Here is an 18,307-nt window from a genome sequence, read left to right as displayed (position 1 = left end):
TCGCTCTCGCCGGGCGGCCGGCGCGAGCAACCTCGACGCTTTAGTCGTCGCCAGTGGTACCGCGACGCATGGCCGAGATACCCGACATCGAACTGGTCGAGACCGACGACGAGTACGTCCACGTCAGGTTCCGCGATCCCGACCGCTACGAAGAAATCCGGACCCCCGACTGGGCGAAGGAGCCGGCCGAATCCGTCTCGGAGGGAAGCGAGGTCCGTACCGGGAAAATCGAGGGGAGCGACGACTGGGAGGTGACCTCGGTGCTGATCGAGAAACACGTCGGCGAGGAGAAAGCGAAAGAACAGGCCCGCGAGATCGTCGCGAAGATCGAGTCGTAGCGAGACGAAGCGACTTAGGGCCCCGCCGCGAGTAGCCGCCTCATGACAGACGGGGACGGTACCGAGCGCGACGACTCGAAAGACGAAGCGAGCGGCGGGTCCGGGAGGCTCGGGACGCTCGGGCGCGGGGCCCTCGGGGCGGTCGCCGTCGTGCTGGGGATCGTCTGGATCGGTCGACTGGCGGTCGGCGGCCCGACGCTCGGCGGCGGGTTGCTCTTCGAGGTGCTCCCGCCGCTGGTCTTGCTCTACTTCGGCTTGCTCGCCCTCCGTGCCCTGTACGATGGGTCCTAGTTCTCCGGATAGCCCGGCTTTCGAGGATCGAAGCAAAACGGCTATCACCCCCGCGTGATTTCATCGGTCGTATGTCTGCTAGCAGTTCCCAAGGATCGTTGCAGCGGCTCGGGCAGTCGGTCGCACGCTGGTCCGAGCGGTGGGTACCGAGCCCGTTTATCTTCGCGATCGGCCTCACGCTGATCGCGTACGTGGCGGCGCTCGCGTTCACCTCGGACGGCCCGCTCGCGAACATCGTCAACTGGTACGACGGGTTTTGGACCCTGTTGGAGTTCGCGATGCAGATGGTGCTCATTCTCGTCACCGGCTACGCGGTCGCCGACTCCGAGCAGGTCAGCGGCCTGCTCGACCGGATCGCCTCGATACCCGACACCGGGTCGCAGGCGGCCGCGCTCGTCGCGGCCGTCGCGATGGGCGCCGGCTACTTCCACTGGGGGGTCGGGCTGATCGTCGGGGCGATCTTCGCGGTCTTCGTCGCCCGAGCCGGCCGCGAGCGCGGGAAGACGTTCCACTACCCGCTTTTGTGCGCGGCCGGCTACACCAGTCAGGTGATCTGGCACGTCGGCCCCTCGACGAGCGCCGGGTTGCTCTCGGCGACCGAGGGCCACGTCTTCGAGGACGTCATCGGGGTCGTCCCCCTCTCCGAGAGCGCCTTTACCCTGTACGCGTTCGGGCTCGCTGTCATGGTCTTTCTGACGGTCGTTCCGCTGATGTACTACCTCGCGCCCGAACCCGATCACGCCGTGGGGATCGAGGAGTACGCGCCCGAACTGCTCGACGGGCCCGACACGGAGCCGCGGTCCGACGGCGGCGAGACTGTCGCACGGACCCCCTCCGAACGGCTCAATGAGAGCCGACTGATCGCCTACCTCGTCGGGACGGGGATGTTCGTCTACGTCCTCCAGCACTTCGCGACGGCGGGTCTGGGCGAGGCCCTCGATCTGAACGTCTTCAACTTCGCCTTCATCGCCGCTGGCCTCTTCCTCTACGGCACGCCGACGGCCTACATGGGCGCGATTCGGAACGCGACCGAGAGTTCGGCGGGAATCATCCTGCAGTTTCCCTTCTACGCCGGAATTTTGGGGATCATCTCGAACTCCGGGCTCTCGGATCTGATCGCGGCGTTCTTACTCGACGTCGCCACGCCGGCGACGTTCCCGGTCGTGGCGTGGCTCCTCGGCGGCGTCATGAACATCTTCGTCCCCAGCGGCGGCGGCGAGTGGGGCATCATCGGCGGAATCGTTGGCGGAACCGCGGTCGAACTCGGTGTCGAACCCGGACAGGCGATCATCGCCTACGGCGCCGGCGACATGTGGACCAACATGTTCCAGCCCTTCTGGGCAATCCCGCTTCTGGGCATCACCCGGATGGACGCGCGGGACATCCTCGGCTACACCCTGATCGTCATGGTCGCGCTCGCGCCCGTGATCGCCGTCGGGCTGTACTTCCTGCCGTACTGATCCCTGATAACGATCATCAACGATTAAGGGGTGAGGCCCCCTCGGTTCGGGAATGATCGACGACGAACCGCTCGCGGACATCGCGAGAGTGCTTCGGACCGGTGATATCGAACTCGGCGAATATCTTGCGACCTTCGAAGGACGCGTCGAGCGTGCCGAACCGCGAATCGAGGCGCTGCTCGACGAACCGGCCCGATGGGACCGACTCCAGCGCGAGGCGGGCGCGCTCGAAGCCCGATTCGACGATCCGGCGACGAGACCGCCGCTGTACGGGGTTCCAGTGGGGGTAAAGGACATCTTCAACGTCGAGGGGTTCCCGATGAAAGCGGGTTCGACCGTCCCGTCCGAGACGGTGACCGGCCCCGAGGCCGACAGCGTACGGGCGCTCAAGGAAGCCGGCGCGCTCGTACTCGGAAAGACCGTCACGACCGAGTTCGCCTACTTCGAGCCCGGTCCGACGCGCAACCCCCACGATCCCGAGCACACCCCCGGCGGTTCCTCCAGTGGTTCAGCCGCGGCGGTCGCCGCCGGCTTCTGCCCGCTGGCACTGGGGTCCCAGACCATCGGCTCGGTGATCCGCCCGGCCGCGTTCTGCGGGATCGTCGGCCTGAAGCCGACCTACGGACGGATCCCCATCGGTGGCGTGCTCCCGGTCGCACCCTCAGTGGATCACGTCGGCTTTTTCACGCAGGACGTGGCGGGCGCACAACTGGCCGCGAGCGTCCTCTACGAGCACTGGCGGCCCGAGAGTACTGGAGTGCCGACGCTAGGGGTCCCCGAGGGGCCGTATCTCGACCAGGCCGACCCGGCGGCCCGCGAGGCCTTCGACGAGCAGGTCGCCCGACTGGAGACGGCGGGCTACGAGGTTCGGCGGGTCGCGCTGTTGGAGGATATCGACGCGATCAACGACCGGCATCAACGTCTGGTCGCCGCCGAGACCGCGCTGTCCCACAGCGAGCGCTTTGCGGAGCACGGCGATCGCTACGCCGAAGCGACCGCCGACCTGATCCGCGAGGGTCACGACGTCGACGTCGGCGAGCTCTGCGAAGCGCGAATCGGACGCGGCGCGCTCCGCGAGGCCGTCGAGCGGGAAATGGATCAGGAGGGGATCGACGTCTGGGTCTGTCCGGGCGCACCCGGGCCCGCACCGGAGGGGATCGACGATACGGGCGATCCGGTGATGAACCTCCCGTGGACCCATTGCGGGCTGCCGACGATGGCGCTGCCGGCGGGCGAACTTGACGGACTCCCGCTCGGGCTGCAGTGTGTCGCGCGCTACGGTGAGGACGAATCCCTCCTGAGCTGGGCCGACGGGATCGCCGCTGCACTGTAGCCGCCAACGCTGACAGGCGATTTATCTCCGAGAGCGATACGAATCGGTGCCTGAAAACGACGAATCACATCGGAAGAAAATATTTATTATAGAAAGTAAAACATACTAGCGTGGCTGAACCAAGGGCATTCGGTCTCGTACCTCTGAGTATGGGATTTTTCCTCGCGCAACACAATGGTCTCTCTTTTCAGGCGGTTCCACGAGTACTCTCCGATCCGGGCGCAGTCCCAATCGATCTCTTAGCAGATCTAGCTGGTTCGGTCGGAGCGATCTGCTTGATCGTCATGGGTATTGCGGTCCTTTTCGAATGGGGCGAGTTTGCCGATATCGACGTGAACGATCCCGATATCGATCACAAGTCGGCAGCACTTCTCGGTACGATCGGGATCGTCGCGTTCGTACTCGGCTTCATATAATCCGGATCGGGATTTTCCATCGGGATGGATCCGACGAGTGACGTGTAGCCACCGTAGATTCGCTCGGTCCGGCGGTTTAAGCACGCGGACGACCCAGATCGGGTATGAAGACGATCAAGGACAGCGTCCACGACCACATCGAAGTCGACGGGGTCGCCCGCGCGCTGCTCGACACCCCCGAGGTCCAGCGCCTGCGCCACATCTCGCAGCTCGGGACCGTCTCGCTGGTCTATCCCTCCGCGAACCACACCCGCTTCGAGCACTCCCTTGGCGTCTATCACCTCGCCTGCGAAGCGCTCTCCCAACTCGGAATCGAGGGTCGAACTGCCGAGCGAATCCGGGCGGCCGCAATCTTACACGATATCGGTCACGGCCCCTACAGCCACAACGTCGAGGACGTCATCGAGCGCCACACCGGCAAGTACCACGAGGACGTCGAGGGGATCATCGACGGCGGCTCGGTCGAGGCGGTCCTCGCCGAGTACGACCTCGACCCCGACCGAGTGGCCGGGCTCATCCACGGCGAAGGCCAGTACGGGGGGCTGGTCTCGGGCGAACTCGACGTCGACCGGATGGACTACCTCGTGCGGGACGCCCACCACACCGGCGTCCCCTACGGCACCATCGACCACGGTCGGCTCGTTCGGGAACTGCGCTTCGTCGAGGACGAACTCGTGCTGGGTGAGGGCAACGTCCAGACCGCAGAGAGCCTGCTGGTCGCCCGAGCACTGATGAACCCCACCGTCTACAGCCACCACGTCGCCCGGATCGGCAAGTCGATGCTCCGTCGGGGGGCCGAACGACTGATCGCGGCGAGGACCGACCCAAGGGACCTCAGGAGGATGGACGACCACGACCTACTCGTGGCGCTGCGGACGACCGAACGCACATCGGAAATCGCCCGTCGGCTCGCCCACCGGAACCTCTTCAAGCGGGCCGTCTGGGCCGAGTACCGGGACGTTCCGGGCGACCTGCTCGACCTCGATCACGAGGCGCTCGTCGACTACGAGGAGACGATCGCGGACCGCGCCGGCATCGAACCCGACGGCGTGGTCCTCGACGTGCCGGCGTACCCGAAGATGACCGAATCGAGCACCCGCGTGGTCGTCGGCGGGGAGATCCGCCGACTGGACGAGCAATCGCCACTCGTTCGCACACTCAGGCAGTCACAGCTCAACCAGTGGCGCCTCGGGGTGTACGCGCCCGCCGAGGCCACAGAACGGGTGGGCCACGCGACCGAGGCCGTCCTCGGGCTCGACACCGATGGCACGCTGATCAGCGACGCGAGGCCCGGGCTCTACACCACGCTAGATCGCTTCGGCGTCGGCGCCGAGTAGAATGGCCGGGTTCAAATCCCGCGAGCGACTGTCCCCGATATGATCGTCGAGGGGACCGTCCTCCGAGGGCCAGAGTACACCCCGGTCGAGGGACGGGTCGTCTGCGAGGACGGGCACATCACCGCAATCGAGGAAGAGCGCGTCGAGAGCGACCGAATCGTCGTTCCCGCCTTTATCAACGCCCACACCCACATCGGGGACTCCATCGCCAAGGAAGCGGGGCGAGGACTGACCCTGGAGGAACTCGTCGCGCCACCCGACGGGCTGAAACACCGTTTGCTTCGTGAGAGCGACCGCGAGGAGATGGTCCAAGCCATCAAGAGATCGATCCAGTTCATGCACGCGGGCGGCGTGACGGGCTTTCTCGACTTCCGCGAGGGCGGGGCCGACGGCGTCTCGGTCCTCAGAGAAGCGGCCGAGGGGCTCCCGGTCGAGGCCTTCGCGATGGGACGTGACGAACTCGCAGCCCTCGAAGCGGGCGACGGTTACGGCGCCAGCGGCGCGGCAGACGCCGATTTCACGCGCGAGCGCGAAGCGGCTCGCGAAGCGGGCAAGCCCTTCGGCATCCACGCTGGCGAGAACCGCACCGACGACATCGTCCCCGCGCTCGATCTCGACTCCGACTATCTCGTCCACATGGTCAACGCGAGCGACGAGCACCTCGACCGGGTTGAGGAACAGGAGATTCCGGTCGTCGTCTGTCCGCGGGCCAATCTGGTAACGAACGTGGGCCTGCCGCCCATGGAGGAACTGGTCGAGCGAACCACCGTCGCGCTCGGGACGGACAACGTGATGCTCAACAGCCCCTCGATGTTCCGCGAGATGGAGTTCGCCGCCAAGGTCACGACCCTCGACGCGCCCGAGGTGCTCGCGATGGCGACCCGCGCCGGTGCCGAGTTGATGGGGCTCGACGCCGGCACGATCGAGGAAGGGCGGGAGGCCCGATTGTGCGTCCTCGACGGCGATTCGGACAACCTCGCGGGGGTTCGGGATCCGGTGCGGGCGGTCGTACGCCGGGCCGGCGTCTCGGACGTCAGCGAGGTGCTCCACCCGGCGCAACACAGTTAAGGTCGGTATGCGAACAACGTGCACATGTACGACCGGATTCTCGTTCCCACGGACGGGTCGGCGGGCGTCGAGCGCGCCATCGAACAGGCCGCGGCGCTCGCGGACGTCCACGGGGCGACGATCCACGCCGTCTTCGTCGTCAACACCGCGAGCTTCGCGAGCCTCCCGATGGAGACCTCCTGGGAGGGCGTCAGCGACATGCTCCGGGAGGACGGCGAGAAGGCGCTCGAACGCGTCCGGCAGATCGCCGATCGATACGGCGTCCCCGTCGAGACGGCCCTGATCGAGGGGACCCCTTCGAAGGAGGTCGTCCGATACGCGGAGGCGGAGGGCTGTGACCTGATCGTCATGGGCACCCACGGGCGGGGCGGGATCGACCGCCTCCTGCTGGGGAGCGTCGCCGAGCGCGTCGTCCGGGGCTCGCCGGTCCCCGTCCTCACCGTTCGGGTTCGTGAGGAGGACCTCGACTGAGATCAGACCGGTCGGAGGTGCTCGCAGTCCCCGGCGTGTACCCGGACCTCGCCCTCGTCGGTCCCGATCACCAGTCGGCCGGGGGACTCGATGTCGAGTGCTCGACCGACGACGTCGCCCGCCCCTGTTTCGACGCGCACGCGCTGGCCGAGCGTGAGCGCGTGCTCGCGCCACCTGTCGAGGATCGCGTCGGGGTCGGCCCGAAGCGTCGTGAATTCCTCGAGGAGGCGCTGGGTGAACACGCGTCGGTCGATATCGCCGACCTGCTCGCGGACGCTGGTCGCGCCCTCGGGGAGCGCAGCAGCGTCGACGTTGGCGTTGACCCCGATCCCACAGACGACCCACGAGACGCGATCGGCCTCGCCCTCCATCTCGGTGAGGATCCCGACGAGCTTCTCGCCCGAGGATGCCAGTAAAATGTCGTTGGGCCATTTGATGCCGGCGTCGACGCCCGCCTCCCGGAGCGCGCGGGTCGTCGCCACCGCACCCGCAAGCGTCAGGAGGGGTGCCTGCATCGGCGTCATCGTGGGGCGAAGGACGATGCTCAGATAGATCCCACCGCTCGGAGCGCTCCAGGCCCGTTCGAGCCGGCCCCGGCCGGCGGTCTGTTCGCCCGCGAGGACGGCAACGCGCCCCGCGCCGGCTTTCGCCAACTCCCGTGCCCGGGCGTTCGTGCTGTCGATCGCCTCGTGGTACTCGATCTCGTAGGGGGCGTCCAACCCGTACTCGACGGCCGAGCCACAGAACTCGGGAACCGAGACGACTCGATACCCTGCGTCAGTGCTCTCGATTTCGAAGCCCGATTCGCGAAGCTCCTCGACCTGCTTCCAGACGGCGTTGCGCGATACACCCAACTCCTCGGCGAGGTCGGGGCCAGAGACGGGCCCCGAGGCCAGGGCGTCACAGAGTGCCTTCCGTGTTTCCATTCAGTCGATGACCACCAGGGTATCGCCCATGTCGACGCTTTCTCCCTCGCCGACCAGAACCTGCGCGACGGTCCCGCCCGAGGAGGCGACCACGTCGTTTTCCATCTTCATCGCTTCGAGCACACAGAGCACGTCGCCGCTTTCGACCTCGTCGCCCTCCTCGACTTCCACCGAGAGGATGGTGCCCTGCATCTCCGCCGTCACTTGCTCGCCGTCGGCGGCGACCTCCTCGCCACCGGAGTCGCTTCCCCCGGCCGGCTGGGGGGGCTGTGCGGCGCCGCCACCGCCTGCGCTACCGACCGCCTGGGCGCCTCGTTCTTCGAGATCGACCTCGAAACGCTTGCCGTTGACCTCGACGGTGAACTCGCGGTGGACGACGTCTTCGTCGTCGCTCGCGCCGTCGGTCTCGCTGCCCCACTGAGCTTGGGCCTCCTCGATGCGACTCCTGTCCAGCTCGTCGTCGAGGTACTTCGTGGTGTGGGTACCCGAGACGAACCGCTCGTCGGCGAGCATCAGTCGGTGGAACGGGATCACGGTCACGATCCCCTCGATCTCGTACTCGCGCAGTGCGCGCAGGCTCCGCGAGAGACACTCCTCGCGGTCGCTGCCGTACACAATCAGCTTCGCGATCATCGAGTCGTAATCCGTCACGATCGAATCGCCCTGCCTGAGCGCGTCGTCCATGCGCACGCCGATCCCACCCGGCGGGTCGTAGGTTTCGAGTTTCCCGCCGGTCGAGGGCGCGAACTCCTCGGCCGCGTTCTCGGCGTTGATCCGGAACTCCATCGCGTGGCCGTCGATCTCGATTTCGTCCTGTGCGAACCCGATCTCCTCGCCGGCGGCGACCCGAAGTTGCCACTTGACGATGTCGATGCCCGTGATCTCCTCGGTGACGGTGTGTTCGACCTGGATCCTCGTATTCACTTCGAGGAAGTAGAAGTCCGTCTCCGAGCCCAGCAGTTCGCCGCCCTCCCGCTCTACGTCCTCCTCGACGAGGAACTCGACGGTGCCGGCGTTGGTGTACTCGGCGGCGCTCACGCCCCGGCGGGCGGCTTCGCCGATCCGCTCTCTGAGTTCGTCGGTCAGCGCCGGGCTCGGACCCTCCTCGATGACCTTCTGGTGGCGCCGCTGCAGCGAGCAGTCCCGTTCGCCCAGATGCCGGACGTTGCCGGCGTGGTCGGCGAGGATCTGGACCTCGATGTGCCGGGGGTTCTCGAGGAAGCGCTCGACGTACACCGAGTCGTTGTCGAAGTACGCCTCGCCCTCGCGTTTCGCGCTTTCGAGCTGCTCGTCAGCCTCCTCGGGATCGTGGACGATCTTCATCCCGCGCCCGCCCCCGCCGCCTTCTGCCTTGATCGCGACCGGATAGCCGTGTTCCTCGCCGAATTCCCGTACCTGTTCGGGTTCCTCGACGGGGTCGGTCGTCCCGGGGACGATCGGCACGCCCGCCTCCTGCATGATCCGGCGGGCCTTGGTCTTCTCGCCCAGTTGCTCCATCGCGTCGCTCTTCGGGCCGATCCACGTGATGCCATCCGTCTCCTCGACCTTCGCGGCGAACGTCGCGTTCTCCGCGAGAAAGCCGTATCCGGGGTGGATCGCGTCGGCGTCGGCCTTCCGTGCGGCCTCTATCACCGCCTCGTGATCGAGATACGAGTCGGCGGCCCGCGCAGGGCCGACGTTGTACGCCTCGTCGGCGTATCTGACGTGGCCCGAATCCGTGTCGGCCTCGCTGTAGACGGCGACCGTGCTGATGTTGAGTTCCTCACACGCGCGCATGACGCGCACGGCGATCTCACCTCGGTTCGCGACTAAGACTTTCCTGAACATTGTTGAATTATCTCCGAGTGGATTACCTCATTCTATCGGTTCGGCCCGCCGCCGCCCACCGGTCGGTCGGCGCGCCGCTCGGTACGCGTATTCGCCGCCCCTGTGTGGCCTCGACCCGACCCGCGAAGGTCCAGCGTTCGCCCTCCCACGTCGGCTCGTCGCCCTCGGTGGCGGCGGCCTCCTGGGCACGCAGGTGCGATCCGATGGCGGCAGCGATCGCCGCGGCTTCGTCCTCGCTTGCGTCGTCCGGGAGGTCGAGGTTATAGTGGGATGTTTCCATGTTTCTTCTCCGGTTGGGACTCGCGTTTCGAGCGCAGCATTTCGAGGTCGTCGACGAGCCGCGAGCGGGTGTCTGCGGGTTCGATCACGTCGTCGACGAAGCCCCTGTCGGCGGCGGTATACGGGTTCGCGAACTCCTCTCTGTACTCGTCGATCAGCTCCTGGCGCCGTTTCTCGGTGTCGTCGGCCTCCTCGAGTTCCTGGCGGTAGAGGATGTTCACCGCGCCCTGGGGACCCATCACCGCGATCTCGCTTGTGGGCCAGGCGTAGTTGACGTCCGCCCCGAGGTGTTTCGAGGCCATCACGCAGTAGGCCCCGCCGTAGGCCTTGCGGGTAATCACCGTCAGCAACGGCACCGTCGCCTCCGAGTAGGCGTACAGCAGTTTCGCGCCGTGACGGATGATCCCCCGGTGTTCCTGATCCGTCCCGGGCATATAGCCGGGCACGTCGACGAAGGTGAGGATGGGGACGTTGAAGGCGTCACAGAACCGGACGAACCGCGAGGCCTTCATGCTCGAATCCACCGTCAGGGTCCCGGCGTTGGCCCGTGGCTGGTTGGCGACCACCCCGATGGAGTGGCCGTCGAGCCGGGAGAAGCCGACGACGATGTTCTTCGCGAACTCGGGGGCGACCTCGAAGAAGGCCCCCTCATCGGTGACCCCGTCGATCACGTCGACCATGTCGTAGGGCTTGCGGGGCTCGTCGGGGACGATCCGGTTGAGTTCCTCGTCCCGGCGCTCGGGGTCGTCCCACGGTTCCACCCTCGGGGGGTCCTCGACGTTGTTCTGGGGAACGTAGGAGAGCAAGCGCTTGATGTCGTCCAGCGCGGCCTTCTCGCTCTCGGCGGCGAACTGCGCGACCCCGGTCTGGTTCGCGTGCGTGCGCGCGCCGCCCAGTTCCTCCTGGGTGACCTGCTCGCCGGTGACGGTCTCGATCACCCCCGGGCCGGTGATGTACATGTGGCTCGTGTCCTTGACCATGAAGATGAAGTCCGTGATCGAGGGCGAGTAGACCGCCCCGCCCGCACACGGCCCCATGATCCCGGAGATCTGTGGGACCACGCCGCTGGCTTTCTGGTTTCGGTGGAAGATCTCGGTAAAGCCCGCAAGCGAGACCACGCCCTCCTGGATGCGCGCGCCCGCGGAGTCGTTCAGCCCGACGATGGGCGCACCGACCTCCATGGCGGTATCCATCACCTTACAGATCTTCTCGGCGAACACCTCCCCGAGGGAGCCCCCGAAGACGGTGAAGTCGTGGGCGAAGACGAACGTCTTTCTGCCGTTGACGTCGCCGTAGCCCGTGACGACGCCGTCGCCGAGGATCTTGCGTTCCTCCATTCCGAAGTTGTGGTTCCGGTGGGTCCGAAGCTGGTCGAACTCGTGGAAGGTACCCTCGTCGAGGAAGTACTCGATGCGCTCTCTGGCGGTCATCTTGCCCTTCTCGTGTTGGGACTCGATACGGTCTTCGCCCCCGCCGAGTTCGGCCTCCGCCTTCAGTTCGCGGAGCTCCTCGATGTCGTCGTCGATGGTCACGGCCACCACCATCCATCACGGTTCAGCATACGCCAACCCATTACCGAGTCGATCAAAAACGTTCCGCACGGTCGAGCCCGATCGGGGCTACTGCAGCGGGGCCGGAACGATGTAGTAGCCCGTCTCGGGCGTGAGAAAGAGGTCGTTGAAGTTGAGTGCGACGACCACCAGCACGACGACGAGCACGAACGTCCGCAGCGACCACAGCCACGCCGGCCCGACGCCAAGCGAGGAGCCACGCCGGAGTTCGTCGACAGCCTCCCCGCCCATGATCCAGCCGACGAACACGACGACCGCAAGCACCGCAAGCGGCAGGAACAGCGTCACGCCGAGCCCGTCGAACCAGTCGAGCCACGCGGTGTCGAGCGCCGAGGGAATTCCGAGAAGGAAGCCGGCGATCCCCAGCCCGACGGCGGCCGGCGCGCGGGCGATTCCGAAGGTGTCGACGGCGTAGGCGACGACGGCCTCGAGCAGACTGATCGCCGACGACAGCGCGGCGATGAAGACGACCGCGAAGAAGACGACGCCGATGACCTGTCCGACCAGTCCACCGCCGGGCAGTTCCGCGAGCGCCGTCGGAATCGCGATGAACACCGCACCGGCACCGCCCTCGCCCGGCGGGACGCCCTGAGCGAACAGCAGCGGCATGACGACCAGTCCCGCGAGCACACCCACGAACGTGTTCGTGATCGCGATCGCCAGTCCGTCGGCATAGAGGCTGTCGTCACTCCCGAGGTACGACGCGTAGGTGATCATCACCGAAAAGCCGAGCGACAGCGAAAAGAGCGCCTGTCCGAACGCCGCCGGCAGGATCGACTGCCAGTTCTCGGCGACCACGCCGAAATCGGGCGAGAGGAAGAAGGCGTAGCCCTCGCCCGCGCCGGGCAGCGTGGCGGCGAATCCCGCCAGAATCACGAGCAGGACGACGATGCTCGGGACCATGAACTTCGTCGCGAGTTCGATCCCCCGTTCGATGCCGAAGGCGACGATACCGATCGTCACCGCGATGAAGATCGCGTGAGTGATGACCGCGGGGACGCCAGCCGAGACCGCCCCGAAGTAGCTCTCGGGGGCCGCGAGCGCGTTGCCGGTGACGCTGCCGGCGATGTAGCGGGTGACCCACCCGCCGACGACGCTGTAGTACGACAGCGTCCAGAAGGACGCGAGGATTCCGATCGCCCCGACGAAGCGCCAATTCGGCTTATCGAGGTTACGAAACGCCTTGACGGCGTCGACGTTCGCCCGTCGCCCGATCGCGAACTCCGCGAGGATCACCGGGATCCCGATCAACAACACCGCCGCCAGATAGACGACCAGGAAGGCCGCCCCGCCGTTGGCCGAGGTCTGGAACGGGAACCGCCAGATGTTCCCCAGGCCAACCGCACTGCCGACGGCGGCCAGGATGAACCCCGTTCTGGTCGCCCACGTCTCTCGTTGTGACATGGGGCCAAGATTCGCACCACCGTATATAAACCCACCGATACATGAAAGCAAATGACATGATTTCGAGCGCCGCCGAACGGATCGAATCACTCCCCTGCGGCGGGATCACGCCGGAATCGGATCGGTGGGACGTCGAACACTCCGGCGAAGCGAGGGGTCAGGCCTCGCCATAGACCGGGACTGCTGCGCCGCTCGTGGGACCCGTCGCGTCGCTACAGAGGACCAGAAACACCTCGGCGATGTCGGCGGGATCGACCCACTCCTCCTTGGGGTCCATCATCTCGCGGTTCGCGGGCGTGTCGATCACGCTGGGCATGACGCAGTTGGCTCGAACCGTCCCGCGGTTCTCCTCGGCGAGGGTCTCGGTCAGCAGCCGAACGCCGGCCTTCGAGGCCCGGTAGGGACCGTCGCCCTCACCGCCCTTGAGGGAGGCCCGCGCCGAGACCGAGACGATTGCACCGTCGGTCTCCCGGAGATGGGGCAGGGCGTGTTTCGAGACCAGAAAGGCGCTTTTCAGGTTCACATCGAGGACCGTCTCGAACTCCGAGAGGTCGGTCTCGTCGATGGGCTGGCCGCCCATCCACGTCCCGGCGACGTTCGCCAGATAATCGAGTCGGCCCGCCGAGTCGACGACCGCCTCGACGACCCGCTCGACGTCGTCCTCGTCGGTGAGGTCGCCCCGATGAAACTCGACGCGGTCGGGATCGAGCAGCGAATCCTCGCTCTCGACGTCGATCACGTCGGTCGCGTGGACGCTTGCGCCCGCCGCGTCGAACGCCTCGCAGACCGCGCTGCCGAGCGCGCCACAGGCGCCAGTCACCAGTACCACCCGCCCGTCGTATTCGAAGTTCGCGGACATGTCCCCCGTTTGGACGCCGACGTGAATAAATCCGACCGCCGGGACGGGATCCGAGGGAGGCGGGCGAAATTCCCCGATCTGACCTGTCCACGGGCCGATACCGGCCGACGAACGACAAGGTACTTGCCGCTCCCGGTTGAGGGGCGAGTATGACGCAGACCTCACAGTCGGTCACGCCGGGTGGGATCGGGGAGGACGGCGACGGTCCGGCGACGATCCTGCTCCGGGGGCCCTCCGAGGAAGCCTGGGGACCGATCTGGGACCAGCGCGATCCGGCGAGGATGAACGTGCTGGCGATCACGACGCAGTTGGACCCCCTCGAATGGGTCGACGCCTGCGAGCGACAACTCGGCGAACTGCCCGTCAAGACGGGCGCGATCCGTATCGGAACGCCGATCGCTCCCGCGACCCCCGAGCGCCCGACCCACGAGACGGTCGACCTGCCGCTGACGGCCGTCGAGCGCCCGAGCGATCTGGCCGAACTCTACACTGCGATCAACCTCTACATCACCGAGTGGCTCCACACCGACCAGCAGACGGTGATCTGGCTCGAATCGCTGACGCCGGTGATCGAACACGTCGGGACCAGACGAACGGCGTCGTTCGTCGAGGCCCTCGCGAAGCGCCTGCGGATGACCGGCGCGATCGCCTACGTGCGGGTCGACCCGCGCGACCACGACGACCACACCCTCTCGATGATCGGGGACGCCTTCGACCGTGTCGTGGCGGTCGAAACCACGGAGAACGCCGTGGCCGACTCGCGCGAACAGCGGGTGTTGCGGGTGCTGCGGGACGCGGGAACCCTTTCGATCGAGACGATCGCCGGCCGGGTCGCCGCCGACGAGAACGCCCACCACCCCGAGGGACGCGACCCCGCGAACGCGCGTCTGGTCGCGATCGATCTCTACCACGCCGGGCTCCCCAAACTGGCCGACGACGAGCTGGTGAGCGTCGACTGGACGGGACGAACCGCCGCACTCGCGGTCGAGCCGGCACACGTCGACCGACTCCTCGACCGAACTCATAGACGAGACGACTAGGACCATGTCACAAGACGACCCGATCCGCCGGCCGGACACGACTGAAGGCGAGGGCACCACCCACGAGATCCACTACCCGCCCACCGCCGACACGTCGCCCATCGTCGCCGTCACGACGGCCATCGCCGCCGCCAGAGACCAAGCCCCGATGGACCTCGTCCCGCCGCTGGAATCGGTCGTCGACACCGATTCGATCCGCGATCACCTCGACAACGAGAGCGACGACGACCCGCTCTCGTTTCGCTACAAAGACTGTGCGGTCACCGTCCACGCGAGCGGGCGGATCGTCGTCGAAACCGACCGACCGCGCCAGCCCAAATGCGACGCTCCCGAGCAGGTCCGCAGCCTCATCGAGGACCGATACATCCCGGGGACCGGCACCGAACAGACCGAACGCCGACGGGCGATCCTTGCCGCCTACGCTTTCCTTAGGGGCCAGGGCAGCGCCCGCCGGAGCGACTTCATCCGCGAGGTCTATCCCTGCTATCCGGGCGAGTACGCGATTCCCGACGGCGGGTGGTGGGAGACCGTCGTCAAGCCCGGACTCGGGGCCTGTCCCGACGTCGCGAAGGGCAACGCGATGTGGTACTACGTCGGCGACTGAGTCAGGGTTCGACCATGAGTTTGCCGAGGAAGCTCTCCTCTACCACCGCGCGCTGGGCCTCGCCCGCCTCCTCAAGTGGATAGCACCGATCGACGTGGATCGACAGCGTCTCGCGCTCCATGAGTCGCGCGACCCGTTCGAGACGAGCCGAAAGGTCGGGCGTGTTGAACATGCTCATCAACTGGACGGTGAGCTCCTTTGCACGGGCGGCCGGGACGTTCTCCCAGCCCGCTTGTGGTCGGGTGTTGCCGATCCCGACGATCCGCGCACCCTGCTGGGCCACCGCCGCGTCGAAATCGAGGTACTCGTCGAGGCGATGGTCGAGGATCACCGCCGGTTCGTACTTCCCGACCGCTTCTTCGAGGTCCTCGTCGGCGTAGTCGAGGACGGTATCGGCGCCCAGTTCTTCCAACACGTCGTGGTACTCCGGCGCGGCGGTCGTCACCACTTCCGCGCCGGTCGCCGCCGCCAGTCCGACGGCGGCGTGTCCGACACCGCCGGAACCGCCGTGGATCAGGCAGGTCTCTGCGGGTTCGAGGCCCGCGTGGTCGATCAGCGCGCGCCACGCGGTCACGGCGGCGACACCCGCCCCGCCGCCCGCGTCGAAGTCGACGTTCTCGGGCAGGTGGGCGACCCTATCGGTGGGCACGAGCGCGTACTCGGCGTAGGTGCCCTGGTGGTCCCGTCCGAGACCGGTTCCGAACACCCGATCGCCCGCCTCGAATCCGGCTGTCCAGTCGCCCGTTTCCTCGACGACACCCGAGAAGTCCGAGCCGGGCGTCATCGGCAGCTGATAGGGCTGGAACGATCCCTCGCGGAAGTAGGTGTCGACGGGGTTGACCCCCGCGGCCGCGACCCGGACGAGCAGTTCGTGTCCGCCCGGTTCGGGTCGCTCGATCTCCTCGACGCTCAGTACTTCGGGGCCGCCGTGGTCGTGGTATCGTACCGCACGCATACGCGGGGAGTCGGGTTCGGACGACAAAACCCTACCCCCTCAGTCCGTCAGCCCGTAGCCCCGTGCGAACATGGCGATATCGAGCGCGATCACCGCGAGCGTCAGCCCCGAGAGTACCGCAAGCGCGGCGTTCGGGTCCACGTCGGAGTAACCAAGAAACCCATAGCGCACGCCGTTGACCATGTAGACCATCGGGTTTAACAGCGAGGCGGTCCGCCACAGCGACGGCAGGATCTCGAGCGAGTAGAAGACGCCGCCGAAAAACACCAGCGGGCGGAGGATGAACTGGTTCATCACTGTCAGGTGGTCGAAGTCCTCGGCGACCAGCCCACCGACGATTCCGAGGGCGGCAAACAGCAGCGTGACCACGAGTAGAAAGGCCACGAGGTACAGGGGGTGTTCGACCCCCACCGGGGTGAAGAACGCGCCGATGACCGCGATGATGATCCCGACGACGATCCCTCTGGAAGCGCTCGAGAGGACGTACGCAAGCACCATCTCGGTGTAGGAAAGCGGCGAGGTGATCGTCTCGTGGATGTACTCGATCAATCTGATGGTGTACAAGAAGTTGTGTAAAGGTTCAAGGTGCTCCTCGATAAAGAGAAGGTATGCCTTCAGAAAAACCACGAATTGCTCTCGTCGTCAATGAACAGAGGAAAGAGAAATGGGAAGATGCTGTGCTCTCAGGAGAGTATGAGAGCCTTGCAGAATTGATCCGTACAAGCGTTTTCAGAGAACTCGAAGGATTACATTCACAGAATCGACAGGCTCCTCAGAGAGACACAGGCGCGTCTGAAGAGTTGATGAGTGCGCTCAATGAATTGGAGGAAAACGTCTCTGATATTCAGACGACTGTCACCCATATGGATAATCAGCAATCAACTGAAGGAGAACTGTATGATCTATCAAAGATCCTTCTTCAATACGCGATCCCTGTACCTCCGGCTGATCGAACAAGGTATTACGCGGAATACGGGATCACGGCAGATGAAATCGCATCATCTATAGGTGCTGATTTGGAGACGGTGGAGGACGCTCTTGATAATATCATAAATATGACGAGCCGAGTAGAGCGACTCCACAGTAACGAGAAAACTGTGTACATTAAACGAGAATGATGAACTGGAATGGAATCCTCGAAGAATTCGAGCATCGTCGGAATGACATCTCTCGTTCGGAAACGGGAGCGACGGCATCGAGATATGTGAGGAATATCAAACATTGGAAGACATTTCTTGAAGAATCAAGAGAAAAAACTGTATGGGATGCACAAACGGCAGATTTACGCGCATATACTACGCAACTCTCAAGAGACGACTATGCTCCGACGACGATCACGACTCACGTCTCGGCAGTGAGCGTCTTCTATCAGGAGTGTGCGAAGATGACCGACATCTTCGACATGCCGAAGGTGCCTGAAAATCCATACGAGGGCTTCGACAAGGACGACAAGAAAATCCTCAGAGGAGATACGAAGAAATCTCGGAAGTCTCAAAATAAAGAGGGTATTCAATATCTCTCGCCTGATGAGATCGATACTCTCTGTAGAAATGTGCCGTCACCTATCGGAAGAAATGAGCTTCTTATACGACTTCAATTCAACACAGGAATGCGAGTCGGAGAACTTGCGTCTATCGAAATGGATGAGATTGACAGACAGGAGACATCGATATACATCCCCTCCTTCAAATCCAAGTCACCGTCTTCTCGAACTGTGTACTACAACCCTGAGTATATCGATTTTCTGATGGATGAATACCTTGATGGATACAGAGGGAAGAACTTAGTAGGTAAAGATATTGATACGTATCTCTTCCCAACACAGACGAATCCTCATGTTACCACGGATTATATTAATCAAATTGTGAAAGGAGCGGCAGAGTCTGCCGACTTACAATCAACTGCCGGGAGCTATGCAGGTGGTAAGAGAAAGCTCAATATGATTACAAGCCACACCCTTCGACACAGTTACGCGGTGCAGGCTATCAAGAGTGGCATTAATCCGAGGAATCTTCAAGCTCTCCTCGGACATGAAAAGCTTGAAACAACTGAAATCTATATGAAGATGGCAGAAGAGGATCATAAGAAGGCGGCAAGAGCATTCACACCATATTGAGATGTGAGCTTT

At 64.7% G+C, this 18,307-nt stretch carries 19 protein-coding genes and 2 pseudogenes; 13 read left to right on the top strand and 8 right to left on the bottom strand.

The genetic code is table 11. From position 1 onward, the window contains the following. The first annotated feature begins 68 nt into the window (after positions 1 to 68). From HACJB3_RS06750 to HACJB3_RS06720, 8 genes are all read left to right on the top strand, one after another. Positions 69 to 338, top strand: coding sequence for a hypothetical protein (locus HACJB3_RS06750; protein WP_008415078.1), 270 nt, complete (start codon positions 69 to 71; stop codon positions 336 to 338). Between the two features lie 42 nt (positions 339 to 380). Continuing rightward, entirely contained in the window at positions 381 to 629 is a 249-nt protein-coding gene (locus HACJB3_RS06745) for a hypothetical protein (RefSeq protein WP_008415076.1), read from the top strand. A gap of 71 nt (positions 630 to 700) precedes the next feature. Then, positions 701 to 2,089, top strand: coding sequence for a short-chain fatty acid transporter (locus tag HACJB3_RS06740; protein WP_238532848.1), 1,389 nt, complete (start codon positions 701 to 703; stop codon positions 2,087 to 2,089). 52 nt (positions 2,090 to 2,141) lie between these two features. Continuing rightward, a complete protein-coding gene (locus tag HACJB3_RS06735) occupies positions 2,142 to 3,422 on the top strand; it encodes an amidase (protein WP_008415074.1) in 1,281 nt (426 codons plus the stop codon). Between the two features lie 149 nt (positions 3,423 to 3,571). Then, the gene (locus tag HACJB3_RS19595; protein ID WP_148258236.1) at positions 3,572 to 3,838 is read left to right on the top strand and encodes a hypothetical protein; all 267 of its coding nucleotides are present in this window, start codon (positions 3,572 to 3,574) and stop codon (positions 3,836 to 3,838) included. 104 nt (positions 3,839 to 3,942) lie between these two features. Then, positions 3,943 to 5,175 (top strand): HD domain-containing protein, encoded by a 1,233-nt coding sequence (locus HACJB3_RS06730; RefSeq protein WP_008415072.1) that lies wholly within the window; start codon positions 3,943 to 3,945, stop codon positions 5,173 to 5,175. 39 nt (positions 5,176 to 5,214) lie between these two features. Further along, positions 5,215 to 6,243: an amidohydrolase family protein gene (locus HACJB3_RS06725; RefSeq protein WP_008415071.1), complete on the top strand. Its 1,029-nt coding sequence runs from the start codon at positions 5,215 to 5,217 to the stop codon at positions 6,241 to 6,243. 24 nt (positions 6,244 to 6,267) lie between these two features. Next, positions 6,268 to 6,714: a universal stress protein gene (locus tag HACJB3_RS06720; RefSeq protein WP_008415069.1), complete on the top strand. Its 447-nt coding sequence runs from the start codon at positions 6,268 to 6,270 to the stop codon at positions 6,712 to 6,714. A 2-nt stretch (positions 6,715 to 6,716) separates the two neighbouring features. Here HACJB3_RS06720 and HACJB3_RS06715 read toward each other — a convergent pair whose 3' ends face one another. From HACJB3_RS06715 to HACJB3_RS06690, 6 genes are all read right to left on the bottom strand, one after another. Then, positions 6,717 to 7,640, bottom strand: a complete 924-nt coding sequence (locus tag HACJB3_RS06715) for a biotin--[acetyl-CoA-carboxylase] ligase (RefSeq protein ID WP_008415067.1) — start codon at positions 7,638 to 7,640, stop codon at positions 6,717 to 6,719. Next, entirely contained in the window at positions 7,641 to 9,467 is a 1,827-nt protein-coding gene (locus HACJB3_RS06710; protein ID WP_008415066.1) for an acetyl-CoA carboxylase biotin carboxylase subunit, read from the bottom strand. A 22-nt stretch (positions 9,468 to 9,489) separates the two neighbouring features. Beyond that, complete coding sequence (locus HACJB3_RS06705; RefSeq protein ID WP_008415064.1) at positions 9,490 to 9,747, bottom strand: hypothetical protein; 258 nt, start codon at positions 9,745 to 9,747, stop codon at positions 9,490 to 9,492. Then, positions 9,728 to 11,272 carry an acyl-CoA carboxylase subunit beta gene (locus tag HACJB3_RS06700; protein WP_049934540.1) on the bottom strand — a complete coding sequence of 515 codons (1,545 nt, stop codon included), beginning with the start codon at positions 11,270 to 11,272 and terminating at the stop codon, positions 9,728 to 9,730. Before HACJB3_RS06700 ends, HACJB3_RS06705 begins: the two co-directional genes overlap by 20 nt. Positions 11,273 to 11,365: 93 nt before the next feature. Then, complete coding sequence (locus HACJB3_RS06695) at positions 11,366 to 12,721, bottom strand: sodium-dependent transporter (protein ID WP_008415060.1); 1,356 nt, start codon at positions 12,719 to 12,721, stop codon at positions 11,366 to 11,368. A gap of 157 nt (positions 12,722 to 12,878) precedes the next feature. Then, on the bottom strand, positions 12,879 to 13,580 hold the full coding sequence (locus HACJB3_RS06690) for an SDR family NAD(P)-dependent oxidoreductase (RefSeq protein WP_008415057.1): 702 nt from the start codon (positions 13,578 to 13,580) through the stop codon (positions 12,879 to 12,881). 149 nt (positions 13,581 to 13,729) lie between these two features. On the opposite strand from HACJB3_RS06690, the gene HACJB3_RS06685 reads away from it, so the two are divergent. Further along, positions 13,730 to 14,620, top strand: coding sequence for a DUF7504 family protein (locus HACJB3_RS06685; RefSeq protein WP_008415055.1), 891 nt, complete (start codon positions 13,730 to 13,732; stop codon positions 14,618 to 14,620). A gap of 4 nt (positions 14,621 to 14,624) precedes the next feature. Then, a complete protein-coding gene (locus HACJB3_RS06680; RefSeq protein WP_008415053.1) occupies positions 14,625 to 15,224 on the top strand; it encodes a HalOD1 output domain-containing protein in 600 nt (199 codons plus the stop codon). 1 nt (position 15,225) lies between these two features. On the opposite strand, the gene HACJB3_RS06675 is transcribed toward HACJB3_RS06680, so the two are convergent. Then, the gene (locus tag HACJB3_RS06675) at positions 15,226 to 16,179 is read right to left on the bottom strand and encodes an NADPH:quinone reductase (RefSeq protein ID WP_008415052.1); all 954 of its coding nucleotides are present in this window, start codon (positions 16,177 to 16,179) and stop codon (positions 15,226 to 15,228) included. A 39-nt stretch (positions 16,180 to 16,218) separates the two neighbouring features. Next, positions 16,219 to 16,725, bottom strand: a pseudogene (locus HACJB3_RS06670) (ABC transporter permease); the annotation flags it as partial. 62 nt (positions 16,726 to 16,787) lie between these two features. Between HACJB3_RS06670 and HACJB3_RS18740 the strand changes: the two are divergent. The 3 genes and pseudogenes from HACJB3_RS18740 to HACJB3_RS06665 all read left to right on the top strand — a co-directional run bounded on the left by HACJB3_RS18740 (position 16,788) and on the right by HACJB3_RS06665 (position 18,295). Beyond that, on the top strand, positions 16,788 to 17,297 hold the full coding sequence (locus tag HACJB3_RS18740) for a hypothetical protein (RefSeq protein ID WP_008415050.1): 510 nt from the start codon (positions 16,788 to 16,790) through the stop codon (positions 17,295 to 17,297). Beyond that, positions 17,294 to 17,494: pseudogene (locus HACJB3_RS21235) on the top strand (site-specific integrase); the annotation flags it as partial. The gene HACJB3_RS18740 and the pseudogene HACJB3_RS21235, both read left to right, overlap by 4 nt. Positions 17,495 to 17,563: 69 nt before the next feature. Then, positions 17,564 to 18,295, top strand: coding sequence for a tyrosine-type recombinase/integrase (locus HACJB3_RS06665; RefSeq protein WP_238532847.1), 732 nt, complete (start codon positions 17,564 to 17,566; stop codon positions 18,293 to 18,295). The last annotated feature ends 12 nt before the right edge of the window (positions 18,296 to 18,307 follow it).

Source organism: Halalkalicoccus jeotgali B3 (assembly GCF_000196895.1).
GTDB classification, from domain to species: Archaea; Halobacteriota; Halobacteria; order Halobacteriales; family Halalkalicoccaceae; genus Halalkalicoccus; species Halalkalicoccus jeotgali.
Note: the sequence above shows the minus strand (reverse complement) of the source record. Positions and strands in the feature narration are given on the sequence as shown.